The following is a 26,134-nucleotide window of genomic DNA, read 5'->3' on the forward strand; positions in this document are numbered from 1 at the left end:
TGTGGCTATGGGACAAGGTGGCAAGAGCATGGTGTCAGCGGATCTTTGGGTGTTCGGGTATGGATCGCTGATCTGGAATCCCGGTTTTGACGTGGCTGAGACCCGCATTGCGCGGCTGCCCGGCTGGCACCGGTCCTTCTGCATGAGTTCGATCCACCATCGCGGTACGGTGGACAGCCCCGGTCTGGTGCTGGCGCTGGATATGGCGGACGAGGCGCATTGCGATGGCGTTGCCTTCCGGGTTGAAGCCGCCAAAGCCGCCGCCACCATCGACTATCTGCGCGAACGAGAACTGATTTCGTCCGCCTATCTGGAACGGGAATTGCCAATCGCCTTCCATGACGGCGGTGAGGCGATAGCCGTCACTTACGTGATCGACCGCGACCATGAGCAATATGTGGCGGGGATGAGTCTGGAAAAACAGGCTCAGATTATCGCCAGTGCGGTTGGCGGGCGGGGCCCGAATGACGAGTATCTTTATAATACCGCCGCTCATCTGGCGGAGCTCGGTGTGGCCGATGAGGATCTGGATTGGCTGGTCCACCGGGTTCGGGCGCTGAAACAGGGGTGACCTTGCGCCGGAATGCGCGCGCGGGCCCCGCAACGCTTGGCAGAAGGAAGCAGGCACGGTAGGGTGAGCGCGTGAAAAACGGGATGGCAAGAACACCGTGACGAGCAGACCTGACGCGCCGCGCTTTACGCAACCGATCCGCCAGATCGCGATCATGCTCATGATCTGCGGGCTGGTGGGGCTTGGCACCTTCCTCGTGTGGGGCAGCATCGAGCCTGTCGTGACGGCAAACACCTATCTCAACGGCACCATCGCGCTTGTCTTCTTTGCGGGCGTTTTGGCCTGTTTCTGGCAGGTGGTGCAGCTCTTCTCGTCGATCTCGTGGATCGAGGGCATCGCCAACGGTGCCGGTGAGGAACAGGGGAAGCCGCCGCTGCTGCTTGCGGCGCTGACGGGGATTTTTCAGGCGCGCGGATCGCGGCTGCAACTGACCTCCAGCTCATCCCGTTCGGTGCTGGATTCGGTCGGTGCACGGATGGAAGAGGCGCGCGACATCACGCGCTACATCACCAATCTGCTGATTTTCCTGGGTCTTCTGGGCACGTTCTACGGGCTGGCCGTGACCATCCCGGCGGTGGTGGAAACCATTCGCTCGCTCCAACCCTCGGCCGACGAGTCCGGGATAGAGGTGTTTTCGCGCCTGATGGGCGGATTGGAGGAACAACTGGGCGGCATGGGCACGGCCTTTGCCTCGTCGCTGCTTGGCCTTGCAGGATCGCTGGTCGTAGGGCTGCTGGAGCTGTTTGCAGGCCATGGCCAGAACCGGTTCTACCGAGAGATGGAAGAGTGGCTCTCGACGATTACACGGGTCAGCTTCTCGTCCGGTGAGGGCGAAGGTGGCGGGCTGGATCGGGCCGCGATTGCCACAGTGCTGGATCACATGGTCGATCAGATCGACACGTTGCAGGGGCTGTTCACCCAATCCGAGGCGCGCCATCAGGAAACCGAGGCACGGCTTGGCGAGATGACCGGCGTGCTGGCTGACCTTGCCGAACGGCTTGGCCCCGGACAGGTGGCGGCGACCGAACGGTTGTCGGCGGCGCAGGAACGGCTGGCTGAAGTCCTGTCGGCCACCTCGGGCGAGGGCGGCATTGATGCGGAAAGCCGGATGCGCCTGCGGTCAATCGACGTGCAGTTGCTGAAGATTTTCGAAGAAATGGGCAGCTCTCGCCATGAGGAAATCGGCGCACTTCGTGCGGACCTCGGCGAATTGACCGTGGCAATCCGCGATCTGACCCGCTCGGCGTCTCAGCCGCGTCAACGCCAGGCCCCGCAGCGCCGATCCCGCCCCGAAGATTCGGCCCCGGAGGGCTGATCCATGGCCTTCCACCGGCGTTCCGGCAATCGCTTTACCGCCTCGATCTGGCCCGGTTTCGTGGATGCCATCACGGCGCTCTTGATGGTGATGATCTTCGTTCTGACGATTTTCATGATCGTCCAGTTCGTGCTGTCTGAAACGATCAACAATCAGGATGACGAGCTAAACACCCTGAACGCGCAGCTCAATGAGCTGGCCGACGCGCTCGGGCTTGCGCAGAACCGGTCGGCGCAGTTGGAACAGAGGGTCGCGACCCTGGGTGCCAGTTTGTCCGAAGCCGAGGGTGAGCTGCAAATTCAGGCCGCGCTGATCGCTTCGCTCACTGCCGAAACGGAAGGCCAGGCCGCGCGTATCGCCGATTTCGAAGCACAGGTTGCGTCGCTGATCGCCGCCAATACGGACCTGACAGAGGAACGCGACACGGTTCAGGCGGACCTGGAGGCGCGCCTGACCGAGATTGATGCCCTGTCACTGGCCCTGGCAACCGCACGCGATGAGATTGACGTGGCCGCCGAGCAAGCCAGGCTGGCCGCCGCCGAGCGCGAGGCGATGGAAGCGCTGATTGCCGATCTGCAAACTGAAGCTGCCGCGCAGCAGGCCACGCTGGCCGATACATTGGCGGCCCTGCAGGCCCAAGAGGATACCTCTGCCGGGTTGCAGACCGACCTGACCACCGCCCTTGCCGCACTGGCGGGCGAGGAGGCGCTGACCGCTTCGCTGGAAACGCGTATTGCCGAGCTCGAGGGGGCTTTGTCAGACGAAGAAGCCGCGCTGTTGGCAGAACAAGCCGCGGCTGCGGCCCTGCGTGAACGGCTGTCTCTGCTGGAAACCGATCTGGATAGCGAAGAAGCCGCGCGTCTTGCAGAAGCCGCCGCCGCCGCCGCCCTCCGTGATCGTTTGGCCGACACCGAAGCACAGCTTTCCGGCGAAGAGGCCGCGCGCCTGGCGGAAGCCGCTGCCGCGGAAGCCCTGCGCGCCCGCCTGCAAGAGGCCGATGCCGAACTGACCGCGATGGCGCTGGCGCTGGAACAACGCCGGCAAGAGGCTGAAGACACGTTGACCCTGTTGGCCGCCGCTGACCAGGCCCGCGAAAACTTCGCTGCCCGTTTGGCCGCAGCCTTGGCCGACAACACTGCGCAGGGCGACCGGATCGCGGAATTGGAGACAGATCTTGCATCCGCCAGTGAACAAGCGGGCCGTTTGTCTGATCTGGAAGGGCAGCTTGCATTGGCTTTGGCTGCGCGAGCGCAGGACAGTGCCGCTTTGGCAGAAACTCAGGCTGCTCTGGACGCCGCACAATCGGTGGCCGAGGCACGCGCAACCGAAATGTCCTCGTTGGAGGAAGAACTGGCCCGCGCCCTCGCCCGCCTGACCGCCCAGGCAACGGAAAGCCGCGCGCGTATCGCCGCGTTGGAGGAAGACATCGCTGCCGCCAATGCCAATGCCGCTGCCAATGCGGCCGAGGCCGAAGCAAATGCCGAGGCGTTGACAGCGCTGGAGGCGGAACTGGTCCGCGCCTTGCAGGAGGCCAGCGCGCGTGAAAATGCAGACGCCGCGCGTATCGCGGGCTTGCAGGCTGACCTGAATTCTTTGCGCGCCAGTGTCGATGCGGGGCGGGGGGAACTGACCACGCTGGAGGCAGAGCTTGCCGCAGCCCTGGCAGAGGCCGCGCGCAATTCCGAATTGGCGCGACAGACGGCGGCGGAACTTGCCACGGCGCAGGCCGATGCCGCAGCGGCCGCTGAACAGGTGCGTGCAGGTGAAACGGCTTTGACCACGCTGGAGGCAGAACTGACGCAAGCGCTGCTGGATCTTTCCCGCGCCGAACAAACTGCCGAAGCCCGGATAACAGCTTTGGAGGCAGAGCTTGCCGCATCGGAGGCCGCGCGTGAGGCCGCAGGAGCGGAAGCCACCAGCGCCCTTTCGGATCTGGAAGCACAGCTGGCCGCCGCCTTGACCGCGCAGATGCTGGCCGAAGCCACTGCCGAAGACCGGCTAAGCGAGGCTGAGCAGCGCTCGGCGCTTTTGGCCCAGGCCAATTTGGAATTGGAAACGGCAGAGGCGGCGTCAGCCGAAAGTCAGCGCCAGATTGCGGCGCTGAATGAACAGGTGGCGGCGCTGCGCACTCAGCTTGGTGAGTTGCAGGGGTTGCTCGACGCATCGCAGGCGGCGGACGCGGAGGCACAGGTTCAGGTGGAAACGCTTGGCGCTGATTTGAACGCAGCCCTGGCACGGTTGGCGGCGGAAAGTGATGCGCTGGCGGAATCTGAAGCCGCCCGCGCAGAGGCAGAGGCGGAAGCGCGTCGTCTGGCAGAGGCGGAAGCCGCACGGCTGGCAGCTGAGGCGCAGGAACTGGAACGCTATCGGTCGGAATTCTTCGGCCGCCTGCGGGAGTTGCTGGAGGGGCGCGAGGGCGTCAGCATCGAGGGCGACCGGTTCGTCTTCGCCTCGGAAGTGCTGTTCGAGGTCGGATCCGCGGACCTTTCCCCCGAAGGGGAAGCGCAGATCGCGAATGTGGCGGAACTGCTGTTCGACGTGGCTGGAGAGATTCCGTTATCGGTCGACTGGATCGTGCGGGTGGATGGCCACACCGACAACCAGCAGCTGCGACCAACAGCGGAATACGCCAATAACTGGGAACTCAGCCAGGCCCGTGCCCTGTCTGTGGTGCTGTTCATGAGCGATGAACTGGGTTTTCCACCGGCACGGCTGGCGGCCACTGGCTTTGGCGAATATCGGCCAATCGCATCCAACGACACACCGGCAGGCCAGGCGCAAAACCGGCGGATCGAGCTGAAGCTGACAGAGCGGTGAACGGCTTGCTGGAGGAGCTGCTGGCCTGCGAATCCCGCGTGTGGGAGGCCTTGGTTACGGGCGATGCCAAGGCGGATTCTGCGGCTTTGTCCGAGGATTTTCTCGGTGTCTATCCCGATGGGTTCGCCGCCAAGGACAGCCATATCGGACAATTGTCAGACGGCCCCACGGTTCTGCGCTACCGCCTGTCCCAGATGCGGGTCATGCCGCTTGGGTCAGATCATGCCCTGCTTGCTTACCGCGCGGAGTATACCCGCGTGGGGCGGGGCGAGAGCGAAGTAATGTTCGTGTCCAGCATCTGGCGGCGTGATGGTGCAGGTTGGATCAACATATTCAGTCAGGACACACCTGCGACGGGCATTGCAGTGCCGTGACGAAAAAGGCGCCCCGTGGGGCGCCCTTTCCATAATCAATCCGCAGTCAGCAGCGGTGGCTTCTTGGACGATATCCGCCGCGCGCCGGGTTCTTCGATACGCAGGCTGATTTCGCCGTCCTTGATGCCGACCTGAACATTTCCACCCTTGGCAAGCTTGCCGAACAGCAGCTCTTCGGCCAGTGGCTTCTTGATGTGCTCCTGGATCACGCGGCCAAGCGGGCGGGCGCCCATCCGGTCGTCATATCCTTTGTCGGCCAGCCATTCGGCTGCGGGACGGGTCAGTTCGATGGTCACGTTGCGGTCCATCAACTGCGCTTCCAGTTGCAGCACGAACTTTTCGACCACTTGCAGGATGACCTCTTTCGGCAGGGTGCCGAAGGAAATAACCGCATCAAGACGGTTGCGGAATTCCGGCGTGAAGGTGCGTTCGATCGCCGCTGTATCCTCGCCCTCGCGCCGGTCACGGCCAAAGCCGATAGCGGATTTCGCCTGTTCTGCCGCGCCTGCGTTCGAGGTCATGATCAGCACCACGTTGCGGAAATCGACAGACCGGCCGTTATGATCGGTCAGCGTGCCGTGATCCATGACCTGCAACAGGATGTTGAACACATCCGGGTGCGCCTTCTCGATCTCATCAAGCAGCAGAACGCAATGCGGATGCTGGTCGATACCGTCGGTCAGAAGCCCACCCTGATCGAAGCCCACGTAACCCGGAGGCGCACCGATCAAGCGGGATACCGCATGCTTCTCCATATATTCCGACATGTCGAAGCGCAGCAGTTCCACGCCGAGCGTATCGGCCAACTGCTTGGCAACCTCGGTCTTGCCGACGCCGGTCGGGCCAGCAAACAGGTAGTTGCCAATGGGCTTCTCCGGCTCGCGCAGGCCCGCGCGCGCCAGTTTGATGGCGCTGGCCAGCGCCTCGATGGCCTTGTCCTGCCCGAACACCACGCGCTTGAGGCTCTTTTCAAGGTCTTTGAGCACCTCTGCATCGTCCTTCGAGACGTTCTTGGGCGGGATGCGGGCGATCTTGGCCACCACGGCTTCGATCTCTTTCGCGCCAATGGTCTTGCGGCGCTTGGATTCGGCGACCAGATGCTGAGCCGCGCCAGCCTCGTCGATCACGTCGATGGCTTTGTCGGGCAGTTTGCGGTCATTGATGTAGCGCGCCGACAGTTCCACTGCCGTCTTGATCGCATCATTGGTGTACTTGATGTCGTGGTGATCCTCGAAATAGGGTTTCAGGCCCTTGAGGATCTTCACCGTATCTTCCACCGAAGGCTCGTTCACGTCGATCTTCTGGAACCGGCGGGACAAGGCGCGGTCCTTTTCGAAATGTTGACGGAATTCCTTGTAGGTGGTTGACCCCATGCAGCGCAATTTGCCGCCCTGAAGCGCCGGTTTCAGCAGGTTCGAGGCGTCCATCGCCCCGCCAGAGGTCGCGCCTGCACCAATCACGGTGTGGATCTCGTCGATGAACAGAACCGCGTCCGGGTGATCTTCCAATTCGGAGACGACGGCCTTGAGCCGTTCTTCGAAATCACCGCGATAACGGGTGCCGGCCAGCAGCGCGCCCATGTCGAGCGAGTAGATCGTCGCGCCTTGCAGCACTTCGGGCGTTTCGCCTTCGACGATCTTCTTGGCCAGACCTTCGGCGATTGCGGTCTTGCCAACACCGGGGTCACCGACCAGCAGCGGGTTGTTCTTTCGGCGGCGGCAAAGCACCTGAATGCAGCGTTCTACCTCATGCTCGCGGCCGATCAGCGGATCAACGTCGCCCTTGAGCGACTTGGCGTTCAGATCGACGCAATACTTGGCCAGCGCAGATTCCTTGCCCTCGCCTTCCGGGGTGGCCTGAGATGCGCTGTGAATCTCGTCTTCATCGCTTGCGCCGCTCACGGGACGGGATTCACCGAAGGAGGGGTCCTTGGCGACGCCATGGGCGATGAAGTTGACCGCGTCATAACGGGTCATGTCCTGTTCCTGAAGGAAATAGGCAGCGTTGGATTCACGTTCGGCGAAGATCGCGACCAACACGTTCGCGCCCGTCACCTCGGTGCGGCCGGAACTTTGGACATGGATCGCGGCGCGTTGGATGACGCGCTGGAACGCAGCGGTCGGAACCGCCTCAGAGCCTTCTACATCAGTGACCAGCGTCGAAAGCTCCTCGTCGATGAATTCGACAAGGGTCTGGCGCAGTTCTTCCAAGTCGACGGAACAGGCCTGCATGACCTTCATCGCGTCGGGCTCGTCCAGCAGGGCGAGCAGCAGATGTTCGAGGGTTGCGAGTTCATGACGGCGCGCATTGGCGTTTGCCAGCGCGGCGTGGATGGCCTGCTCAAGGGTGTTCGAAAACGACGGCACTGCCTGTGCTCCTTTCGTTGCGCCAGGGCGGCGAGGGCGCGCGCCGGACTGACTGTGGCCTCATACTGTTAAGGTTCGGTTTTTGTCGTCACAGTTCAAGGCATTTCTCTTCAATTTTTCCTCGCGCCGCTGCCATTTTTCGTGATGGTGCCTAATCGGTCGGCAAATTGGGGCGAATTGGGCTATATTCAGAATTGGTCTTTTCGCGCGCGGATTTCGGTAAAGACGGCCACATCGTCGGCTGTCTCTAGTCCAAGCTGCGCGCGGATGTCAGGGTCATGAGCACGCAGGAAGGGGTTGGTGTCCAGTTCTTCCTGAAGGGTCGAGGGAACCGTGGGCCGCCCTTCGGCCCGTGCGGCGTCGATCGCCCTGACACGAGAGATAAGTGCCGGATTGCCGGGATCAATGGTCAACGCGAATTTCGCGTTGCCGGCGGTGTATTCGTGGCCGGAGCAGACCAGCGTTTCGGGCGGCAGGGCGGCAAGGCGGCCAAGGCTGGCATGCATCATTTCGGGGCTGCCTTCGAACAGGCGGCCGCAGCCAAGCGCCATAAGGCTGTCGGCGGTGAAGACGGCCGCACTGTCAGGGAAATGAAAGGCGATATGGCCAATGGTGTGGCCAGACACTTCGATGACGTTGCCGCTTTCGCTGCCAACAGTCACGGTTTCACCGGGATTTACGGCGTGATCAAGCGGCGGCAGGCGGTCGGCATCGGCTGCATTGCCCCAGGTCTTGGCCCCGGTCGCGGCGACCAGCGGGGCCACCCCGTCGATATGGTCCCAGTGATGATGGGTGATCAGAATATCGGTCAGCGTCCAGCCTCGCGCTGCCAGTTCCGCCTGTATGGGCTCCGGGTCCGGGACATCGACCACTGCCGTGGCCCCGGTGGTCGCATCGTGCAGGAGGAATGCATAGTTGTCTGCCAGGCACGGCACGGTGACGATCTGCAAAGGCATGGTAAATTCCTTCTTCCCGAGTAAGCTGCCTCCGACCGTCGCCCAAACCCGAGGGGGTTGCAATGCATCTCGACGTGCTGGACCTGCGCCAGTTCTATTACCGAACCCGGTTGGGCCGAATCGCACAAAAGGCGGTGCGCGATCAGGTGACGGCATTCTGGCCCGAGGCGCGCGGGGAAACGGTGGTGGGTTTCGGCTTTGCTGTGCCGCTGTTGCGCCCCTATCTGGGCGAGGCGGAGCGGATCATCGGCCTGATGCCGGGTGCGCAGGGGGTAATGCCCTGGCCCGCCGGTCGCGACAATGTCTCGGTCCTGTGCCACGAAACCCGTTGGCCGTTATCTGCGGGGATGGCGGACAAGCTGGTCTGTCTGCATGGGCTGGAAACCTCTCAGCACCCTGCTGCGGTTCTGGAAGAATGCCACAGGGTTCTGGCGCCGGGCGGCAAGGCATTGTTCATCGTGCCGAACCGGGGCGGGCTTTGGGCGCGGCGTGACGCGACGCCCTTCGGCTTTGGCAGGCCCTATTCGCTGAGCCAGCTGGAGGCACAGCTGCGCAGCCAGGGGTTTGAGCCGGAACGCCACCGCGCCGCCCTGTTCGCCCCGCCGAGTCATGGGCGGTTTTGGCTGAACAGCGCGGAGCTGGTCGAGAACATGGGCCGCAAGCTGTCGAGCTATTACGCAGGCGGCGTCATCATGCTGGAGGCCAGCAAGCACACATTCGCCCCAACACGGCCGGGTCTGGCCGAGCGTGTTAAACGCCCGTTACGCATCCTCGATTCTGCGCCGCAGCCCGCGCGTGTCAGGGACGAAACGGCTCTTTTATAAGCGTTGAATGGGGACGCGGCGGGAGGAATCCACTGCATGCGAAAGTGTGCGGGGGTATACAAAAGCACCTGACTCGCGCCTTATCCACAGAAAAAGCTTTAAAAATCGCTAGCTTCAAAGCGTCGCAGGACAGTGAATCCGTTCAAAACCCCAAAAAAACAGGGGCTTCGGCGGATTCCTGCCAAATGCCGTGGCTGTTGCAGGCTGCATAACCCTCTGATACATCCAGCGCGATTTCAGGTGGGCGGGGACAGATACCGCCTTTAGACAGAACCGCCGGGCACACCGCAGGGTGTGGTCCCGGCCACTGTATCGGAAGGGTGGACGTGTCGGAAACAGCTTCGATCTCGACCGGCATTGCCTCGCGCTACGCGACGGCGGTGTTCGATCTAGCCACAGAGGACAAGGCGCTCGACGCGCTGGAGGCCGATCTGGCCACGCTGGAAGGCGCATTGGCCGACAGCGAAGACCTGCGCGACCTGATCGCTTCGCCGATCTATTCGCGCTCTGACATGCAGGCTGGTATTGCAGCCGTTGCCTCGGCCATGGGCCTGGGTTCGATCATGTCCAACACGCTGAAACTGATGGCCACCAAGCGCCGTCTGTTCGTGGTGCCGCAGATGGTGGCCGCGCTGCGTGCGATGATTGCAGATCACAAAGGCGAAGTGACCGCCGATGTTGTGTCGGCCAAGGCGCTGACCAAAACCCAGTCCGACAAGCTGGCAAAGGCCCTCAAGGCTGCCGTTGGCAAGGACGTGAAACTGAATGCGACCGTCGATGACTCTATCATTGGCGGTCTTGTCGTTAAGGTGGGCTCGAAGATGATCGACACGTCGATCCGCTCCAAGCTCAACACCCTCCAGAACACTATGAAAGAGGTCGGATAAATGACTATCCAAGCAGCCGAGATCTCTGCGATCCTCAAGGAGCAGATCAAGAGCTTTGGCCAGGAGGCCGAAGTCGCCGAGGTGGGCCGTGTGCTCTCCGTTGGTGACGGTATCGCCCGTGTTTACGGTCTGGACAATGTCCAGGCAGGTGAAATGGTCGAATTCCCTGGCGGCATCATGGGGATGGCGCTGAACCTCGAAGCCGACAACGTCGGTGTCGTGATCTTCGGCTCTGACCGGGACATCAAAGAAGGCGACACCGTCAAGCGCACCAACTCGATCGTGGACGTGCCCGCGGGCGACGGTCTGCTGGGTCGCGTTGTCGACGGTCTGGGCAACCCGATCGACGGCAAAGGCCCGATCGTGTCCTCCGAGCGTCGCGTTGCCGACAGCAAGGCACCGGGCATCATCCCGCGTAAGTCGGTTCACGAGCCGATGGCAACCGGCCTCAAATCCGTTGACGCCATGATCCCGATCGGCCGTGGCCAGCGGGAACTGATCATTGGCGACCGTCAGACCGGTAAGACCGCCGTGGCGCTCGACGCGATCCTGAACCAGAAGTCCTACAACGAAGCCGCCGGCGACGATGAGAGCAAGAAGCTCTACTGCGTTTACGTGGCTGTTGGTCAGAAGCGCTCGACCGTTGCGCAGCTGGTGAAGAAGCTGGAAGAAACCGGCGCGATCGACTACTCGATCGTTGTGGCCGCAACCGCATCCGACCCCGCGCCGATGCAGTTCCTTGCCCCCTACGCCGCAACCGCAATGGCGGAATACTTCCGCGACAACGGCCGTCACGCGCTGATCATCTATGATGACCTGTCCAAGCAGGCCGTGTCCTATCGCCAGATGTCGCTGCTGCTGCGCCGCCCGCCGGGCCGCGAAGCATACCCCGGTGACGTTTTCTACCTCCACTCCCGCCTGCTGGAGCGTTCGGCCAAGCTGAACGAAGACCACGGTGCTGGCTCGCTGACCGCTCTGCCGATCATCGAAACCCAGGGCGGCGACGTTTCGGCGTTTATTCCGACCAACGTGATCTCGATCACCGACGGCCAGATCTTCCTCGAAACCGAACTGTTCTACCAGGGCATCCGCCCCGCCGTGAACACCGGTCTGTCGGTGTCTCGTGTGGGCTCCTCCGCTCAGACCAAGGCGATGTCCTCGGTTGCCGGTCCGGTGAAACTGTCGCTGGCTCAGTATCGCGAAATGGCGGCCTTCGCACAGTTCGGTTCCGACCTTGACGCTGCAACTCAGCGCCTGCTGAACCGTGGTGCCCGTCTGACCGAGCTGATGAAGCAGCCCCAGTACTCGCCGCTGACCAACGCCGAGATCGTCTGCGTGATCTACGCCGGCACCAACGGCTATCTCGACAAGGTCGCCATGTCCGACGTGGGTCGTTTCGAAGCTGGCCTGCTGGCGCATCTTCGCGGCAAGCACCAGGATCTGCTCGACGACATCACCAACAACGACCGTAAGGTCAAAGGTGAGCTTGAAGACAAGGTCAAGGCAGCACTCGACGAATTCGCCGCTGATTTCGCATAAGGAGGTCAGGCAATGCCAAACCTCAAGGACCTAAAAAACAGGATCGAGTCGGTCAAATCGACCCGCAAGATCACCAAGGCGATGCAAATGGTCGCCGCCGCCAAACTGCGCCGTGCGCAGGATGCGGCGGAGGCTGGCCGTCCCTATGCCGAGCGGATGCAGGCCGTCATGGGCGGCCTTGCCGCCTCTGTCGGCAATTCCGATGGTGCTCCGCGTCTTCTGGCGGGCACCGGGGCCGATCAGACCCACCTGCTGGTGGTGCTGACGGCCGAGCGGGGGCTTTGTGGTGGCTTCAACTCGACGATCGTGCGTCTCGTGCGCACCCGGATCGCCGATTTGCAGGCACGCGGCAAGACGGTGAAGATCCTTACCGTGGGCAAGAAGGGCCGCGAACAGCTGCGCCGGGACTATGCCGATCTGATGGTGGGTCATGTCGACCTGTCTGAAGTGAAGCGTGTCGGTTACGCCAATGCTGCCGAGATCGCCGGTGACATCCTTGCGCGTTTCGACGCCGGGGAATTCGACGTCGCCTCGATCTACTTCAACACCTTCCAATCGGTGATCAGCCAGATCCCGACCGAAACCCAGATCATTCCGGCCAAGTTCGACGCGCCCGAGGCTGACGATGCCTCGACGCTCTACGACTACGAGCCGTCGGAAGAGGCCATTCTGGAAGACCTGCTGCCGCGCGGTGTCGCAACGCAGATCTTCTCGGCCCTGCTGGAAAACGGGGCGTCCGAACAGGGCGCACGGATGTCGGCGATGGACAACGCCACACGCAACGCGGGCGACATGATCGACAGACTGACGATCGAGTTCAACCGTTCGCGTCAGGCCGTCATCACCAACGAGCTGATCGAAATCATTTCGGGCGCCGAGGCGCTCTGACGTAATCTGGAGACACGACATGGCACAAGCAGTCGGGAAAATCACGCAGGTCATCGGCGCCGTCGTTGACGTGCAGTTCGAGGATCAGTTGCCCGAGATCCTTAACGCGCTGAACACCGAGAACAACGGCAAGAAGCTGGTTCTCGAAGTGGCACAGCATCTTGGCGAAAACACCGTTCGGACCATCGCTATGGACGCGACCGAAGGTCTGGTGCGCGGCGCGACCGTCACCGACACCGGCGCTCCCATCTCGGTTCCGGTCGGCAACGCCACCCTGGGCCGCATCCTGAACGTCATCGGCGAACCCGTTGACGAAAAGGGCCCGGTGAACGCAGCTGAAACCCGCGCCATCCACCAGCCCGCACCGGAATTCGAAGAGCAGTCCACTGCCTCTGAAATCCTCGTCACCGGTATCAAGGTGGTCGACCTTCTGGCCCCCTATTCCAAGGGTGGTAAGATCGGCCTCTTCGGCGGTGCCGGCGTGGGCAAGACCGTTCTCATCATGGAACTGATCAACAACATCGCAAAGGTGCACTCGGGCTACTCCGTGTTCGCCGGTGTGGGTGAACGGACCCGTGAAGGGAACGACCTCTACCACGAGATGATCGAATCCAACGTGATCAAGCCCGACAACCTGGAAGAATCGCAGGTTGCCCTGGTTTACGGTCAGATGAACGAGCCTCCGGGTGCGCGTGCCCGTGTTGCGCTGACCGGCCTGACCCTGGCTGAGCAGTTCCGCGACCAGTCCGGGACCGACGTTCTGTTCTTCGTCGACAACATCTTCCGCTTCACGCAGGCCGGTTCCGAGGTGTCCGCACTTCTGGGTCGTATCCCGTCCGCTGTGGGCTACCAGCCGACGCTGGCCACCGACATGGGTGCGATGCAGGAACGCATTACCTCGACCAAGCAGGGCTCGATCACCTCGATCCAGGCCGTCTACGTTCCCGCGGACGACCTTACCGACCCGGCTCCGGCCACCACCTTCGCCCACCTCGACGCAACCACCGTTCTGTCGCGCGCGATTTCGGAACTGGGTATCTACCCGGCCGTGGACCCGCTCGACTCCTCCTCGCGTATCCTCGATCCGCAGGTTGTCGGTGAAGAGCACTACAACGTTGCCCGTGACGTTCAGGGTATCCTCCAGCGCTACAAGTCGCTGCAGGATATCATCGCCATTCTCGGCATGGACGAACTGTCGGAAGAGGACAAGCTGACCGTGGCCCGCGCCCGGAAAATCCAGCGTTTCCTGTCCCAGCCCTTCGACGTGGCGAAAGTGTTCACCGGCTCTGATGGTGTTCAGGTTCCGCTGGAAGACACCATCGCGTCCTTCAAGGCCGTGGTTGCCGGCGAATATGACCACCTGCCCGAAGCAGCCTTCTACATGGTTGGCGGCATCGACGAAGTGATCGCAAAAGCCGAGCGCCTGGCCGCAGAAGCAGCCTAAGGAGTAACCGATGGCCGATATGATGCAGTTTGACCTTGTGTCGCCGGAAAAGAGGCTGGCCTCTTTCGAAGCGTCCTCGGTCCAGATTCCGGGTGCCGACGGCGACCTGACGGCGATGCCGGGGCACAGCCCCGTCATCACCACCCTGCGTCCGGGCGTTGTCCGGGTGCAGTCGGCCGATGGCGACAAGGCTTTCGTTGTGACCTCCGGTTTTGTTGAGGTTACCGCAGAGTCTGTTTCGGTGATTGCCGAGCGTGCCCATGCAGGTGACGAGGTTCGCAAAGACGATCTCTCCGATCTTCTGGAAGAGGCCCGCGCAAAGGCCGCGTCCGCCGAAGCTGATCAGAAAGACGGGGCGGAGAAATTCGTCGCCGACCTGGTCCAGCTTATGGAAAACATGGAATAAGCCCGCTGCCCGGCGGCAAGACAAACAAGAACGCCCCGCGCCGGACCGGTTGCGGGGCGTTTCCTTTTTCGCTTAATTGTGTACGGCTTTTACCAAAATGCAGCCGTATTCATCCTGCAAAAGCAGGTCGGCCACAGCGATTGAGCAGATGAAAAAGATAAGAAACAACCTCGTTGGCGTCGATCAGGGCAGTCATGTGCTGTTCGAGGATTACGATGTCGGCGGCGAAATGTGGACTGGCACGGGCAACCGTGAAGTCTGGCACCCCGTACGTTTTGCGCAGCCGTTCAAGTCGCCGCCCGCCGTGCATGTGTCCGTCACCATGTGGGACATGTCTACCGAGGCCAACCAGCGCGCCGATATTCGCGCGGCCAATATCCGCCGCGACGGGTTCGAGCTGGTGTTCACAACCTGGGAAGACACCAAGATCGCCCGCGTCCGCGCCGACTGGATGGCCATTGGTGAACTGCCCTACGAGGACGACTGGGATCTTTACTGATCCAGCCCGTCTTGCACCTCGATAGCGCTCGACTTGGCCTTGTGCTCAGGCTCCACATGGATGGTGATATTGGCGTCAGGCACCGCCGCTTTCAGCGCCGCCTCGACCCGGTCGCAGATCTCGTGAGAGTCGGTCACCGTCGTATCGCCGGGCATGACCAGATGAAAGTCGATGAACGTCACCTTGCCCGCGTGCCGGGTGCGCAGGTCGTGGGCCTGTACCGCGCCGCTCGCATGGGATGCAATAACATCGCTGATCACCTGCAGGGTCGCCTCTGGCACCGCCTCATCCAGCAGTCCGTTGAGTGAGTCCTTGATGACCTTGGACCCGGACCAAAGGATATTCACCGCGACAATCGCCGCCATGATCGGGTCGAGTAGCCAGAACCCCGTGGCCCATGCAAGCAGGATGCCCGCCGCCACGCCGCAGGACGTCACAACATCCGCCAGAAGGTGTTTGCCATCAGCAACAAGGGCAGGGGAGCGCTCGCGCCGCCCCCAGGTCAGCAGGATCCAGCACCACAGGCCGTTCAGCCCCGTCGCCAGGCCGTTGATCACCAGGCCCGCCAGCGGTGCATCAATGGCCCGGGGGGCAAGGATGCCCGCATAGGCCTCTCGCAATATCAGTAGCGCAGCGATGATGATCATCGCCCCTTCCAGAACTGCGCTGAAGAATTCCGCCTTGTGGTGGCCATAGGGATGATTGGCGTCGGCAGGCCGGGCGGCCACGCGCACCGCGACAAGGGCGGCAAGGGCAGTGGCCACGTTTACCGTGCTTTCCAGCGCATCAGACAACAGTGCCACCGACCCAGTGATCCAATAGGCCAGCCCCTTCAGGGCCAGAACCACGAATCCCAGGATCAGGCTGCCAATGGCGAGTTTAACCGTTGTCGACATGGGGAAGGCCCCCCGGGTTGGGCTGCCGGAACGGCAGATGCAGAATGCAGGCCAGCGGCACTAGCCGCGCGAGTACAGACCCTCATAGATCGGTGCCAGCGTCTCGTCTTGGAAAAGAGACGAGACCGAGGTGCCCGACCATGTGTTCAGAATGGCCTGTGCGAACATTGGCGCGGTCGGCACGATGCGAATATTGGGCGCGGCCTTGGTTGCCTCGGTTGCCTCGATGGAATCGGTGATGACCAGCGATTTCATCACTGATTTGCTGACCCGCTCGATCGCCGGGCCAGAGAGGACGCCATGGGTGATATAGGAATGCACTTCCTTCGCTCCATGCTCCATCAGAACCTCAGCGGCCTTGCACAGCGTCCCGGCGGTGTCGCAGATATCGTCCACGATGATGCATTTCTTATCGGTCACATCGCCGATCACGGTCATCTCGGCCACTTCACCTGGCTTTTCGCGGCGCTTGTCCACGATCGACAGCGGGGCATTGATCCGCTTGGCCAGTTCCCGTGCACGCGCCACGCCGCCCACATCGGGCGAGATCACCATGATATCCTCCATCTGCCCCTTGAAGTGGTGCATGATATCCAGCGCAAAAATCGGCGCGGCATATAGGTTATCGACGGGAATATCGAAGAAGCCCTGAATCTGGGTAGCGTGCAGGTCGAGCGTCAGGATGCGCTCGATCCCGGCGCCGACCAGCATATTGGCCACCAGCTTGGCGGAAATCGGTGTGCGGGCCTTGGTGCGGCGGTCCTGTCGGGCATAGCCGAAATACGGGATCACAGCGGTGATCCGCGCCGCAGACGACCGACGCAGCGCATCGGCCATGATCAGCAGTTCCATCAGGTTGTCATTTGCCGGGTTCGAGGTGCTCTGGATGATGAACATGTCTTCGCCGCGCACGTTTTCAAACACTTCGACGAAGATCTCGCCGTCATTAAACCGCTCCACTCGGGCCTCGACGAGGTTCACCGACATGCCGCGATGCAGGGACATCCGGCGAGCGATGGCCTTGGCCAGCGGTTGATTGGAATTGCCGGAAATGAGCTTGGGATCGGATGCGGACATGGCAGCTGTCTCTCGGTGTGCTTTTGTAACAGGGCGTTGACACCCCCTAGCATCCAGCTACCAATCGCGAAAGACCAAAGGAAGGCGCGACATGGCTAACATTGACTACTATTTCTCGACCCTCTCTCCTTTCACTTACCTTGCGGGCACGGGTTTGGAGGAGATTGCAGCGCGGCACGGGGCGGGCATCACGTACAAGCCGATGGATATCATGACGCTGTTCACCCGCACCGGTGGTACCGCGCCAAAAGACCGGCACCCCGCCCGCATGGCCTATCGCGCGCAGGAATTGCGCCGGGCGCAGGTCAAATCCGGCCTGCCCTTGAACATCAAGCCGATGTTCTGGCCGACCAATCCTGCGCCGTCCTCTTACGCCATCATCACCGCGCAAAAAACCGGCGGCGGCGATCTGGCCGGTCTGGTCCATGGTATCCTGCGCGCCTGTTGGGCCGAGGAAAAGGATATTGCCGAAAACGATGTGGTTCGCGCAGCACTGGCGGCCACCGGCTTTGACCCCGACCTTGCCGATAAGGGGATGCTGTCGGCGGCCGAGGAATATGCGCGCAATCTGGAAGACGCGGTATCTGCCAATGTCTTCGGCGCACCGTTCTACATCGTCGACGGCACCGAGCATTTCTGGGGGCATGACCGTTTGCAGGATCTGGACCGCTACCTCGCAGGCGATCTGTGACAGGGTTTGCCAGGCAGTGGGGGCAGGGCCCGCGAAAGGCCCTGTTCCTGCACTGCTCACTGGCGCATTCGGGTGCGTGGCAAGGGCTGGTCCGGGCGCTTGGCCCCGGTTTTCATATCACTGCGCCGGATATTCTTGGTCACGGCAAGGCACCCGCTATCGACCCCGCCAAGGATCTGCACGACCAATGCTATCAGGCGATCCTTCCGCATCTGCCCGAGGGTCGTTTTGATGCGGTCGGCCACAGCTTTGGCGCGACGCTGGCGCTGCGGCTGGCCGAGGATATGCCGGACCGCATCCGCAGCCTGACGCTGATCGAACCGGTGCTCTTTGCAGCGGCGAAGGGCAGCGGCGAATTTGGCCGCTACCGGCAGGTGATCGCCGAATACGATCGGCTGATCGGACAACACAGCCGCGAAGACGCCGCGCGAGAGTTTCTGCGTCTTTGGGGGGCTGGCGGCGGTCTGGATGACATGCCCGAGGGGCAACAGCGTTACATGATTGACCGTATCCACTTCATCAAAGCCTCTGACGATGCCCTGTTTCAAGACAGTGCCAATTTGGTGCCTCGCCTGGGGCAGGTCGTGGCGCCCACGCTCCTCGTGCAGGGCGAACTGTGCCAGCCGATTACATCAGCAATCGTCGATCGGATGGAACGGGATATCCCAGAAACAACCCGCATCCGCGTGCCCGGCGCGGGCCACATGGTGCCGATCACCCATCCCGTACCGGTGGCACAGGCAGTTTTGGACCTGTTCGCGCGGGCGGGGTAGGGGGAAGGCGCTTCGAAGCGCCTTCACAAGAGTTTTCGAAAACTCTTGTGCGCGCCCAAAGTTCCCCCTCAGCTCAGAAACTACCCGCGGAAGAGCGTCAGCAGCCGGTCAACCGTTTCACCTTCGCAAGACCAGTCGCAGACGAAACGGCAACGGATGAGCTCATCCTCTGGCCCCTCGAGAGAGGCGTTGAAGGGGAAGAGATAGTATTTCGCACCGGCCTCCATCGCCCGCTTGTGGGCGCCGCGCGGGATATGGGCGAAGATCATGTTGCCTGCCGGTTCCGCCTCTAGCCGCGCACCGGGCAGGGCCTTGATACCGTCTGCCAACTCGCGGCACCGCGCATTGGCCTGTTCTGCCAGCCTGAGCCACAGCCCGTCGGTCACATAGGCATCCATCTGCGCAGACAGGAAGCGGTGCTTGGAAAACAGATGCGCGCCCCGTTTGCGGCGCAGCTCCAGTTCCCATGCCTGCGCGGGGTCGAAGAACACGACCGCCTCGACACCCAAACAGCCGTTCTTTGTGCCGCCGAAGCTGACGGCATCAATGCCCGCTTTCCACGTCATCTCGGCGGGCGTGCAGCCAAGCGACGCGCAGGCATTGGCAAAGCGGGCGCCATCCAAGTGCGTTTTCAGCCCGTAGGACTTGGCCACATCGGTGATCGCCTTGATCTCGTCCAGCGTATAGGCCGTGCCAATTTCAGTTATGTTGGTGATCGAGACGGGACCGCGCTGTACGCCATGTACGCCCTTGTCGCCGGTCGCCTTGATCGCGGCATCAAGGCCCGCAGGGTCCATCTTGCCATCCGGCCCGTCGACCAGCACCAGCTTGGCCCCATTGGTATAAAACTCGGGCGCGCCGCATTCATCCTCTTCCGCATGGGCGATGCGGTGAACAAAGATCCCGTCCCAGGGATTGGCAAGCGTCGCCAGGGCCAGGGCATTGGCCGCGGTGCCTGTCGCCACCAGATGCACGCTGGCCTCTGGTGCTTCGAACAGGTCGCGGATCTTTTGCGTGACATCCGGCATGATCGTGTCATTGCCATAGGGCATCTGATACCCCTGATTGGCGCGCATAACCGCATCCATGATTTCCGGCGCGGCCGGGCCAGTGTTGTCAGAGGCAAAGATCATGTGCCCGGCTCCTCGATGATGTAATCTTCCCATTCTTCTTCCTGCACTTCGAATTCGGGCACTGTCAGCCCGCGTATCGACACACCTGCAGAATGGACGCTTTCTGGGTCACCAGACACCAGCGGGTGCCAGTGGTAAAGGGGCTTGCCTTCGTGGCGCAGCCGGTAGGCGCAGGTTTCGGGCATGAAATAAGCCACGTCGCCCATTGTCTCTGGCGTCAGCTGGATGCATTCGGGAACCAGCGTCTTGCGGATCTCGTACTGACCGCAGCGGCAAGTCTGATCGTCGAGCAGGCGGCAGGCGACGCGGGTCAGCGCGACCTCGCCGGTTTCGTCGTCTTCCAGCTTGTTCAGGCAGCACTTGCCACAGCCGTCACACAGGGCCTCCCACTCGCCGGGCGTCAGCTTGGCCAATGGCAGGGTCCAGAAATCAGGGCGCAGCTTGGCGCGGGTCATGCAAGCGCCTTCAGGATGGTGCGGGCGCTGTCGCTGTCGGCATCCATCTGTGTGATCAGCGCATCCAGCCCGTCGAATTTCAGCTCCGGTCGCAGATAGTCGATCAAGGCGACCGACAGATCCGTGCCATAAAGATCGCCTTTGAAATCGAAGACAAAGGTTTCAAGGTTCGGCACATCACCGTTGAACATCGGCCGCACGCCAAGAGACGCAACGCCGTGATAGTGGCCCGCATATGGGCCGTCGAGCACATCGACCAGAACCGCATAGACCCCCAGTTTCGGCAGGTGCAGCCCGTCAAGGTTCATGTTGGCCGTTGGATAACCCAACTGCCGGCCCCGCTTTTCGCCATGTACAACCATGCCTTCGATCCGGTGCCAATGCCCCAGCATCGCGGCGGCATCACGGGGCCTGCCATCGGAGAGCGCGTTGCGAATATTGGTCGAACTTATCGCACCAAGCTCGCCATGCAGGATCGGCACGATATCGACCTCGAACCCGAACCGCTTGCCAAACTCTGCCAGCATGTCCGTGTTACCCGTGCGGCCCTTGCCAAAGCAGAAATCGGCCCCGACGATGACGCGCTTCAGACCAAGACCATCGGCCAGAACATCGCGGGCGAATTCTTCTGCGGTCAGATGCGACAGGGCCGCATTGAAGGGCAGTTCATAGAGAATATCGACACCCAGCTTTTGCAGCCGGTGCGCCTTTGCTTCGGCATTCATCAACCGGAAGGGCGGTGCGTCAGGCGCGAAGAACTGGCGGGGATGGGGTTCAAATGTCAGGATGCCAAGCGGCAGGTCATTGACGCGGGCGCGGTCGATGACGTGCTGGTGGCCCAGATGAACCCCGTCGAAATTGCCGATTGCGGCGGATGCGCCGCGGTCCTCGGGCTGTGCATATTGGTGGTCGCGCAAAACTCTCATGCCACCGGCTTAGCGGGCCTGATGGGCAAGGGCAAGCGGGGCGGAGCGGGATTTGACAAGGCGCGCAAAGGTGGCCTGGCAACGCCTTGATGCAGACCGGTTTCGCGGCGCGTCGCGCGTTGACCCGCTGGGTGCAAGCCCCCCGGGTCCCCTGGATATTTTCACGCTGATGAAAGGGTTAGTCGAACTTGCGCGAGGGGGCGAGCACCATGGCCTCACCCTTCAGGACAGGTTTGCCGTCGATCGTGCACTGGGTTTTCAGGGTCACGCGGCGCTTGGCGATGTCCATGTCCATCACTTCGACCTCTGCCCTGACCCAATCGCCAGGGCGCACGGGTGCAAGGAATTTCAGGGTTTGGCCCAGATAGACGGTACCGTGGCCGGGCAGCTGTTCGCCGATCACCGCCGATATCAGCCCTGCGGTCAGCATGCCATGGGCGATGCGGCCTTCGAAGATCGTGTCCTGGGCGTAGTCTTCATCCAGATGCACCGGATTCCGGTCGGTGGAGACTTCGGCAAAAAGCTCGATATCCCGGTCGGTTACCTGCTTCATCAGGTGGCGGGTCATGCCGATCTCGATATCTTCGATACAGATCGTTCCACGGGGGAAGTTGTCGAGCATATCTGGAACCTCACGAGTCATCTTGACCCGTCTCATAGCGGAAACCGGTGAATGCTGCAATGCAGAAGTAACAAAGTTCTTCAAATAGCCATTAGTTTCGCAACTATGTTGCTCACCCCCTAGCGCAGAAAGCCGATGGACCACCTTGCCTCGACCCGTGCGTCGGATAGAACGCGGGCCAGTTTCTCTGGGTCAGGCTGATCCGTAGTGCCTGTTTCCTCACGGCTGAGGCCGCCGGAAATGAACAGGGAATCAATGGGTTCGCCTTGTGCGCCAAGGATATCGGTTAGCAGCCCGTCGCCCACGGCGAGGATGCGGTCAGGTGGGCAATCGACGCCGGCCTGGGCCAGGCGCATACGGGCCAGTTCGTAGATGGGGGCGTGGGGTTTTCCGAAATAGAGGCTCTCGCCGCCCATCTCAGTATAAAGCTGCGCCAGCGCGCCCGCGCACCATTCGCGGGTTTCACCTCGATCGACGACAATATCGGGGTTCGCGCAGAGGAGTTTGAGGCCTTTTTGCTTGGCGTACAGGAACTTAGGGCGCATCACAGCAGGGTCGGCAGAAGGGTCCACCGGACCGGTGCAGACGATGCCTTCCGCCTCTTCCAGAGGAACCTGTTCGATCTCGACTGCATCTGAAAGAACGTCCATCGGCGCGAAGAACCCCTGGTCATGCGGCTGACCGATGAACCAGACCTTTTGCCCGACGATCCCACGCAACATGGCGGCGCGGGCGCTGTCGCCGGAACTTGCGATGCTGTCCCAGCAATCCCGGGGCACACCGATTTTTTCTAATTGCTTCTCGACACTTGCGCGGGGCCGGGGGGAGTTGGTGAGCAGCAGCACATAGCCACCCTTGGCCTTGAAGTCCCGCAGCGCTGCGACGGCCTCGGTGAAAGGGGTGTAGCCGTTATGAAGGCATCCCCAAAGGTCGCAGTAGAGCACGTCGTAGCGGTCGGAAATCTCAGAGAGCGAGCGGATGATGGTGGTCATTTGCACGGGGTCCTTCTTGGTCGCGGCCTGATTACGGGAGCCGCTCGCGGAAGGAAAGGGGGAGCAAAAAGAGGGGGCACCGCCTGTAACCCCCCGTGCACCGGATGTGCCGACGAAACGCGACTTTCGGGGCCGGTCAGCCGGTTTCAAACCCAACAAGAAGTTTGCGCAGCAGCGCCGTCATCTGCGCCTGCTCTTCGGGCGAAAGACCAGCGGTCAGCCGGGTCTGAGTGGCGGTGTGGTCGGTCACGGCGGCGTCGATCCGGGCGCGGCCTTCGGGCGTCAGTTCGATCAACACCGAGCGGGCATCGTCGGGATTGCCGACGCGAGTCACCAACCCCTCGCGTTCAAGCCGGTCGATTCTATGTGTCATGGTGCCGGATGTGACCATGGTACTTGCCAGCAGCTCGCCCGGTGACAACCGAAAGGGTGCGCCAGAGCGGCGCAGGGTGGCAAGCACATCGAAACTGGCGGCGTTCAGATCATGGGCGGCAAAGGTTTTGTCCATGGCGAGACCAAGATGCCGAGACAGGCGTGCGATGCGGCCAATAAGGGCCATTGCATCATGGTCGATCTCGGGGCGTTCGCGCTGCCATTGCGCGGAAATGCGGTCTACTCGGTCCATTTTCGCACAGTTAAGGGGATTTATCTTGACGTCAAGATGAATGCAGTTGTCTTGATATCAAGATAAACAAGGAGGCCGACATGGCCAGACGATCCGACCTGTTTCTGACGGCGCTTGCCCCCGCGATCTGGGGGTCGAGCTATATAGTCACCACTGAACTGATGCCGCCCGATATGCCGCTGACCCTGGCGATGCTGCGGGCGCTGCCTGCGGGTCTGGTTCTGCTGCTGGCGGTGCGGCGTTTGCCACAGGGCATCTGGTGGGGGCGGGTGGCCGTGCTGGGCGCGCTCAACTTCACCATCTTCTGGGCGGCGCTCTTTGTGGCGGCCTACCGCCTGCCGGGCGGCGTGGCGGCGACGGTTGGGGCGATCCAGCCGCTGATTGTCATCGGGCTGGCGGCGGTCTGGTTGAACGTGCAGGTCACCCTGCGCGCGGTGCTGGCGGCTGTGGCAGGGATCGGCGGCGTGGCGCTGTTGCTGTTGGGGCCGGAGGCGGCACTTGACCCGGTGGGCATTGCAGCGGGGCTGGTCGGGGCGCTGTCCATGGCGTCTGGCATGGTGCTGACGCGGCGGTGGCAACCGCCGGTCGACCTGCTCACGCTGACCGCGTGGCAGCTGACGGCGGGCGGGCTGTTGCTGGTGCCGCTGGCGCTGTGGCTGGAGCCGGGGGTGCCTGTCTTCACGGCGCAGAACTGGATGGGCTGGCTTTGGCTCTCGGGCGTGGGCGCGGCGCTGACCTATGTGATCTGGTTCAGGGGCGTGATGCGCCTGCCACCCTCCGTTGTGTCGAGCCTTGGGTTCCTCAGCCCGCTTTCAGCAGTCCTGCTGGGATGGATCGTTCTGGGCGAGGGCCTGACATGGGTGCAGCTGACCGGGGCCGCCATTGTCCTTGCTGCGGTGTATGCAGGGCAGGGCGGGTCGCTTTCGGGGCTCCGCCCCGGACCCCGGGGTATTTGGGCAAAGAAGAAGGGGGAGGCCGCAACCTCCCCCACCTAGGTCACAACGTGATGCGGAAGCGGGCGAAGCCATCGGGGCCGTCGCCCGCTGGCTCGATCGTTACGCCTTCGACGCTGTCGGCATAGCCCGCGCCGCCGGGTCCGGTGTCAAACAGCACCGTCGTGCCCTCCATCGGGGCGAAGGACCAGTTGGCATCGGCCTGCGGGTTGATCGACCCCTGTTCCACGATATAGCGCACGATCACGTCGCGGTTGGTGTCAGGGCCCTCGAAGATCACCGTCTCGGGCGAGGCACCGGGGAAGCTGCCGCCGCCGCCCGCGCGATAATTGTTCGTGGCGATGACGAACTGCATATCCGGCGTCACCGGCTGGCCCATATAGGTCAGGTTCACGATGCGGCTGGCCTCGGGGTTCAGCATCTCACCTCGCGCAGTGAATCGCGAGGGCTGGCTGAGGTCGATCTGGTATTCAACCCCGTCGATCACGTCGAAGTTGTAGGAGGGAAACTCCGGGTTCAGCAGCACCTGGTCGGCTTCACCCGGGGTGATCTGGTTGAAAATCCCTGCAGAACGTTCGAGCCATCCTTGCAGCTGTCCACCATTCACCAGAACCGCACGCACCGTGTTGGGATAGAGATACAGGTCAGCCACGTTGCGGATTGCCACGTCGCCCACGGGTACGTCGGTGTAATATTGCGGACCACCCCGGCCACCGGCCTTGAAGGGGGCGGCGGCCGACAGGATCGGGATGCCCTCCCATTCGGTGCCTTCCATCATCTGGGTGATATACCAGGTCTGGGCGATCGAAACGATCTGGACCGACGGGTCATCGGCCACCAGCGCGAAATAGCTGTGCAGCGGGGCTTCGGTCCGGCCCACGGCGCGGCGCACATAGGCGAGCGTGGCGTCATGTTCCTCTTGAACGGACGCTTCAACGGCGGCGACACTTTCCACCAGCGGCGTGATGGACCGGTCTTCGCCCCGGCTGTAGATCGGCCGTGCCTCGCAGCTATGGGCAGCGATGCGCCATTCGCCCGCCTCGCGTTCCAGCATCAGGTCGACAAGGCCCATATGGCTGCCCCAGAAGCCGCCCATGGTGGCAGGCTTGCCCATGATGGTGCCGGCATCAGTATCCACGCCGGGGGTGTCGGCATAGTCGGGGCCGGGGAAGACGCGGTGATGGTGGCCGGTCAGAATGGCATCGATGCCCTCAACCGCCGCCAGCGGGATCGAGGCGTTTTCCTGCCCGTCGATATGGTCGGCCTCACCGATGCCGGAATGGGAAAGCGCGATGATCAGGTCGGCGCCTTCTTCCTTCATCTGCGGTACATAAGCCTCTGCAGTCGAAACAATGTCGCGCGCCATCACGTTGCCTTCCAGATGGCGGCGGTCCCAGTTCATGATCTGCGGCGGCACGAAGCCGATGATGCCGATGCGGATCGGGTGGGTTTCGCCCGCGCCATCGGTCACCTGGTGGTCGAGGATCACATAGGGCGGCAGCAACGTGGTGTCTTCGCGCGGCGATGCGCCCATTTCGCTGACAACATTGGCGCAGACCACGGGGAAGCCCGCACCCGAGAGCGAGTTCATCAGGAAGTTCAGGCCATAGTTGAACTCATGGTTGCCAAGGGTCGAGCCATCGAAGCCTAGCGTGTTCATCGCAGTAATGACTGGGTGCGCGTCGCCCTCGGCCATGCCGCGTTCATAGGCGATGTAATCGCCCATCGGGTTGCCCTGCAGGAAGTCGCCATTGTCAAACAGCAGCGAGTTGGTGGATTCCGCCCGGATGCCCTCGATCAGCGCGGCGGTGCGGGAAAGGCCCACGGTATCGACGGCGCGATCACCGTAATAGTCATAGGGGAAGACATGCACATGCAGGTCGGTGGTCTCCATGATCCGCAGATGGGCCTGACCCGCCTGTGCGCGGGCGGAAAACGGATGCAACGCGATAAAGCTGGCGGACCCGGCCAGGAACAGACGACGGTCTAATATCAGTGTCATTGGGGCGAACCTCCTATTGGTTTTGCTTATTGTTATTGCGGGTGCATGACCGTCATTTGACAGTCGGCCATCCGATTGGACCCGTCGGCGCGGGGCCTGCGAT

25 protein-coding genes are annotated in these 26,134 nt (G+C 62.1%); 14 read left to right on the forward strand and 11 right to left on the reverse strand.

All coding sequences use genetic code 11. From position 1 onward, the window contains the following. The first annotated feature begins 28 nt into the window (after positions 1–28). The 4 genes from ACROHD_RS05045 to ACROHD_RS05060 all read left to right on the forward strand — a co-directional run bounded on the left by ACROHD_RS05045 (position 29) and on the right by ACROHD_RS05060 (position 5,077). A complete protein-coding gene (locus ACROHD_RS05045) occupies positions 29–571 on the forward strand; it encodes a gamma-glutamylcyclotransferase (protein ID WP_432676265.1) in 543 nt (180 codons plus the stop codon). 154 nt (positions 572–725) lie between these two features. Continuing rightward, positions 726–1,886: a biopolymer transporter ExbB gene (locus ACROHD_RS05050; RefSeq protein WP_432676402.1), complete on the forward strand. Its 1,161-nt coding sequence runs from the start codon at positions 726–728 to the stop codon at positions 1,884–1,886. 3 nt (positions 1,887–1,889) lie between these two features. Continuing rightward, positions 1,890–4,703: a peptidoglycan -binding protein gene (locus tag ACROHD_RS05055; protein WP_432676266.1), complete on the forward strand. Its 2,814-nt coding sequence runs from the start codon at positions 1,890–1,892 to the stop codon at positions 4,701–4,703. After that, the gene (locus tag ACROHD_RS05060) at positions 4,700–5,077 is read left to right on the forward strand and encodes a DUF4440 domain-containing protein (RefSeq protein ID WP_432676267.1); all 378 of its coding nucleotides are present in this window, start codon (positions 4,700–4,702) and stop codon (positions 5,075–5,077) included. The genes ACROHD_RS05055 and ACROHD_RS05060 overlap by 4 nt, the downstream gene beginning before the upstream one ends. Positions 5,078–5,112: 35 nt before the next feature. Here ACROHD_RS05060 and clpA read toward each other — a convergent pair whose 3' ends face one another. Beyond that, complete coding sequence (gene clpA, locus ACROHD_RS05065; RefSeq protein WP_432676268.1) at positions 5,113–7,443, reverse strand: ATP-dependent Clp protease ATP-binding subunit ClpA; 2,331 nt, start codon at positions 7,441–7,443, stop codon at positions 5,113–5,115. Positions 7,444–7,631: 188 nt separating this feature from the next. After that, complete coding sequence (gene gloB, locus ACROHD_RS05070) at positions 7,632–8,399, reverse strand: hydroxyacylglutathione hydrolase (RefSeq protein WP_432676269.1); 768 nt, start codon at positions 8,397–8,399, stop codon at positions 7,632–7,634. 62 nt (positions 8,400–8,461) lie between these two features. Between gloB and ACROHD_RS05075 the strand changes: the two genes are divergently transcribed. The 7 genes from ACROHD_RS05075 to ACROHD_RS05105 all read left to right on the forward strand — a co-directional run bounded on the left by ACROHD_RS05075 (position 8,462) and on the right by ACROHD_RS05105 (position 14,886). Then, positions 8,462–9,223, forward strand: coding sequence for a class I SAM-dependent methyltransferase (locus ACROHD_RS05075; protein WP_432676270.1), 762 nt, complete (start codon positions 8,462–8,464; stop codon positions 9,221–9,223). Between the two features lie 326 nt (positions 9,224–9,549). Further along, positions 9,550–10,110 (forward strand): F0F1 ATP synthase subunit delta, encoded by a 561-nt coding sequence (locus tag ACROHD_RS05080; RefSeq protein ID WP_432676271.1) that lies wholly within the window; start codon positions 9,550–9,552, stop codon positions 10,108–10,110. Then, positions 10,111–11,649, forward strand: a complete 1,539-nt coding sequence (gene atpA, locus ACROHD_RS05085; RefSeq protein WP_432676272.1) for a F0F1 ATP synthase subunit alpha — start codon at positions 10,111–10,113, stop codon at positions 11,647–11,649. A 12-nt stretch (positions 11,650–11,661) separates the two neighbouring features. Beyond that, on the forward strand, positions 11,662–12,537 hold the full coding sequence (locus ACROHD_RS05090) for a F0F1 ATP synthase subunit gamma (protein ID WP_432676273.1): 876 nt from the start codon (positions 11,662–11,664) through the stop codon (positions 12,535–12,537). Positions 12,538–12,556: 19 nt separating this feature from the next. Then, positions 12,557–13,981 (forward strand): F0F1 ATP synthase subunit beta, encoded by a 1,425-nt coding sequence (atpD, locus tag ACROHD_RS05095; RefSeq protein ID WP_432676274.1) that lies wholly within the window; start codon positions 12,557–12,559, stop codon positions 13,979–13,981. 10 nt (positions 13,982–13,991) lie between these two features. After that, on the forward strand, positions 13,992–14,387 hold the full coding sequence (locus ACROHD_RS05100) for a F0F1 ATP synthase subunit epsilon (protein WP_432676275.1): 396 nt from the start codon (positions 13,992–13,994) through the stop codon (positions 14,385–14,387). A 148-nt stretch (positions 14,388–14,535) separates the two neighbouring features. After that, positions 14,536–14,886, forward strand: a complete 351-nt coding sequence (locus ACROHD_RS05105) for an H-type lectin domain-containing protein (RefSeq protein ID WP_432676276.1) — start codon at positions 14,536–14,538, stop codon at positions 14,884–14,886. On the opposite strand, the gene ACROHD_RS05110 is transcribed toward ACROHD_RS05105, so the two are convergent. Continuing rightward, on the reverse strand, positions 14,880–15,782 hold the full coding sequence (locus tag ACROHD_RS05110; RefSeq protein ID WP_432676277.1) for a cation diffusion facilitator family transporter: 903 nt from the start codon (positions 15,780–15,782) through the stop codon (positions 14,880–14,882). The two genes, ACROHD_RS05105 and ACROHD_RS05110, sit on opposite strands and share 7 nt — an antisense overlap. A 60-nt stretch (positions 15,783–15,842) precedes the next feature. After that, a complete protein-coding gene (locus ACROHD_RS05115; protein ID WP_432676278.1) occupies positions 15,843–16,859 on the reverse strand; it encodes a ribose-phosphate pyrophosphokinase in 1,017 nt (338 codons plus the stop codon). Between the two features lie 91 nt (positions 16,860–16,950). Between ACROHD_RS05115 and ACROHD_RS05120 the strand changes: the two genes are divergently transcribed. Next, positions 16,951–17,550 carry a 2-hydroxychromene-2-carboxylate isomerase gene (locus tag ACROHD_RS05120; RefSeq protein WP_432676279.1) on the forward strand — a complete coding sequence of 200 codons (600 nt, stop codon included), beginning with the start codon at positions 16,951–16,953 and terminating at the stop codon, positions 17,548–17,550. Continuing rightward, entirely contained in the window at positions 17,547–18,323 is a 777-nt protein-coding gene (locus ACROHD_RS05125) for an alpha/beta fold hydrolase (protein ID WP_432676280.1), read from the forward strand. Before ACROHD_RS05120 ends, ACROHD_RS05125 begins: the two co-directional genes overlap by 4 nt. Positions 18,324–18,403: 80 nt before the next feature. Here the strand turns inward: ACROHD_RS05125 and ACROHD_RS05130 are convergent, their stop codons facing one another. From ACROHD_RS05130 to ACROHD_RS05155, 6 genes are all read right to left on the reverse strand, one after another. Next, positions 18,404–19,456 carry a threonine aldolase family protein gene (locus ACROHD_RS05130; RefSeq protein WP_432676281.1) on the reverse strand — a complete coding sequence of 351 codons (1,053 nt, stop codon included), beginning with the start codon at positions 19,454–19,456 and terminating at the stop codon, positions 18,404–18,406. Next, positions 19,453–19,911 (reverse strand): YcgN family cysteine cluster protein, encoded by a 459-nt coding sequence (locus tag ACROHD_RS05135; protein ID WP_432676282.1) that lies wholly within the window; start codon positions 19,909–19,911, stop codon positions 19,453–19,455. Before ACROHD_RS05135 ends, ACROHD_RS05130 begins: the two co-directional genes overlap by 4 nt. Then, positions 19,908–20,837, reverse strand: coding sequence for a bifunctional riboflavin kinase/FAD synthetase (locus ACROHD_RS05140; RefSeq protein ID WP_432676283.1), 930 nt, complete (start codon positions 20,835–20,837; stop codon positions 19,908–19,910). Before ACROHD_RS05140 ends, ACROHD_RS05135 begins: the two co-directional genes overlap by 4 nt. 178 nt (positions 20,838–21,015) lie before the next feature. Beyond that, positions 21,016–21,459, reverse strand: a complete 444-nt coding sequence (locus ACROHD_RS05145; protein ID WP_432676403.1) for a MaoC family dehydratase — start codon at positions 21,457–21,459, stop codon at positions 21,016–21,018. A gap of 119 nt (positions 21,460–21,578) precedes the next feature. Further along, positions 21,579–22,451: a TIGR01459 family HAD-type hydrolase gene (locus tag ACROHD_RS05150; protein WP_432676284.1), complete on the reverse strand. Its 873-nt coding sequence runs from the start codon at positions 22,449–22,451 to the stop codon at positions 21,579–21,581. 136 nt (positions 22,452–22,587) lie between these two features. After that, positions 22,588–23,076, reverse strand: a complete 489-nt coding sequence (locus tag ACROHD_RS05155; protein ID WP_432676285.1) for a MarR family winged helix-turn-helix transcriptional regulator — start codon at positions 23,074–23,076, stop codon at positions 22,588–22,590. Positions 23,077–23,156: 80 nt separating this feature from the next. Here ACROHD_RS05155 and ACROHD_RS05160 point away from each other — a divergent pair, with 80 nt between their 5' ends. Next, the gene (locus tag ACROHD_RS05160; protein ID WP_432676286.1) at positions 23,157–24,071 is read left to right on the forward strand and encodes an EamA family transporter; all 915 of its coding nucleotides are present in this window, start codon (positions 23,157–23,159) and stop codon (positions 24,069–24,071) included. Between the two features lies 1 nt (position 24,072). Here ACROHD_RS05160 and ACROHD_RS05165 read toward each other — a convergent pair whose 3' ends face one another. Continuing rightward, entirely contained in the window at positions 24,073–26,031 is a 1,959-nt protein-coding gene (locus tag ACROHD_RS05165) for a bifunctional 2',3'-cyclic-nucleotide 2'-phosphodiesterase/3'-nucleotidase (protein WP_432676287.1), read from the reverse strand. Positions 26,032–26,134 lie beyond the last annotated feature (103 nt).

The organism is Nioella aestuarii (assembly GCF_050896395.1).
Classification (GTDB): Bacteria; Pseudomonadota; Alphaproteobacteria; order Rhodobacterales; family Rhodobacteraceae; genus Nioella; species Nioella aestuarii.

Coding starts and splice junctions, on each gene's coding strand:
- ACROHD_RS05120 (WP_432676279.1), top strand. CDS start 16,951: ATGGCTAACATTGACTACTATTTCTCGACCCTCTCTCCTTTCACTTAC.
- ACROHD_RS05100 (WP_432676275.1), top strand. CDS start 13,992: ATGGCCGATATGATGCAGTTTGACCTTGTGTCGCCGGAAAAGAGGCTG.
- ACROHD_RS05165 (WP_432676287.1), bottom strand. CDS start 26,031: ATGACACTGATATTAGACCGTCGTCTGTTCCTGGCCGGGTCCGCCAGC.
- ACROHD_RS05115 (WP_432676278.1), bottom strand. CDS start 16,859: ATGTCCGCATCCGATCCCAAGCTCATTTCCGGCAATTCCAATCAACCG.
- ACROHD_RS05110 (WP_432676277.1), bottom strand. CDS start 15,782: ATGTCGACAACGGTTAAACTCGCCATTGGCAGCCTGATCCTGGGATTC.
- gloB (WP_432676269.1), bottom strand. CDS start 8,399: ATGCCTTTGCAGATCGTCACCGTGCCGTGCCTGGCAGACAACTATGCA.
- ACROHD_RS05090 (WP_432676273.1), top strand. CDS start 11,662: ATGCCAAACCTCAAGGACCTAAAAAACAGGATCGAGTCGGTCAAATCG.
- ACROHD_RS05055 (WP_432676266.1), top strand. CDS start 1,890: ATGGCCTTCCACCGGCGTTCCGGCAATCGCTTTACCGCCTCGATCTGG.
- ACROHD_RS05050 (WP_432676402.1), top strand. CDS start 726: ATGCTCATGATCTGCGGGCTGGTGGGGCTTGGCACCTTCCTCGTGTGG.
- atpA (WP_432676272.1), top strand. CDS start 10,111: ATGACTATCCAAGCAGCCGAGATCTCTGCGATCCTCAAGGAGCAGATC.
- ACROHD_RS05140 (WP_432676283.1), bottom strand. CDS start 20,837: ATGAGAGTTTTGCGCGACCACCAATATGCACAGCCCGAGGACCGCGGC.
- ACROHD_RS05155 (WP_432676285.1), bottom strand. CDS start 23,076: ATGGACCGAGTAGACCGCATTTCCGCGCAATGGCAGCGCGAACGCCCC.
- ACROHD_RS05045 (WP_432676265.1), top strand. CDS start 29: ATGGTGTCAGCGGATCTTTGGGTGTTCGGGTATGGATCGCTGATCTGG.
- ACROHD_RS05075 (WP_432676270.1), top strand. CDS start 8,462: ATGCATCTCGACGTGCTGGACCTGCGCCAGTTCTATTACCGAACCCGG.
- ACROHD_RS05130 (WP_432676281.1), bottom strand. CDS start 19,456: ATGATCTTTGCCTCTGACAACACTGGCCCGGCCGCGCCGGAAATCATG.
- ACROHD_RS05105 (WP_432676276.1), top strand. CDS start 14,536: ATGAAAAAGATAAGAAACAACCTCGTTGGCGTCGATCAGGGCAGTCAT.
- ACROHD_RS05145 (WP_432676403.1), bottom strand. CDS start 21,459: ATGCTCGACAACTTCCCCCGTGGAACGATCTGTATCGAAGATATCGAG.
- ACROHD_RS05160 (WP_432676286.1), top strand. CDS start 23,157: ATGGCCAGACGATCCGACCTGTTTCTGACGGCGCTTGCCCCCGCGATC.
- atpD (WP_432676274.1), top strand. CDS start 12,557: ATGGCACAAGCAGTCGGGAAAATCACGCAGGTCATCGGCGCCGTCGTT.
- ACROHD_RS05135 (WP_432676282.1), bottom strand. CDS start 19,911: ATGACCCGCGCCAAGCTGCGCCCTGATTTCTGGACCCTGCCATTGGCC.
- ACROHD_RS05150 (WP_432676284.1), bottom strand. CDS start 22,451: ATGACCACCATCATCCGCTCGCTCTCTGAGATTTCCGACCGCTACGAC.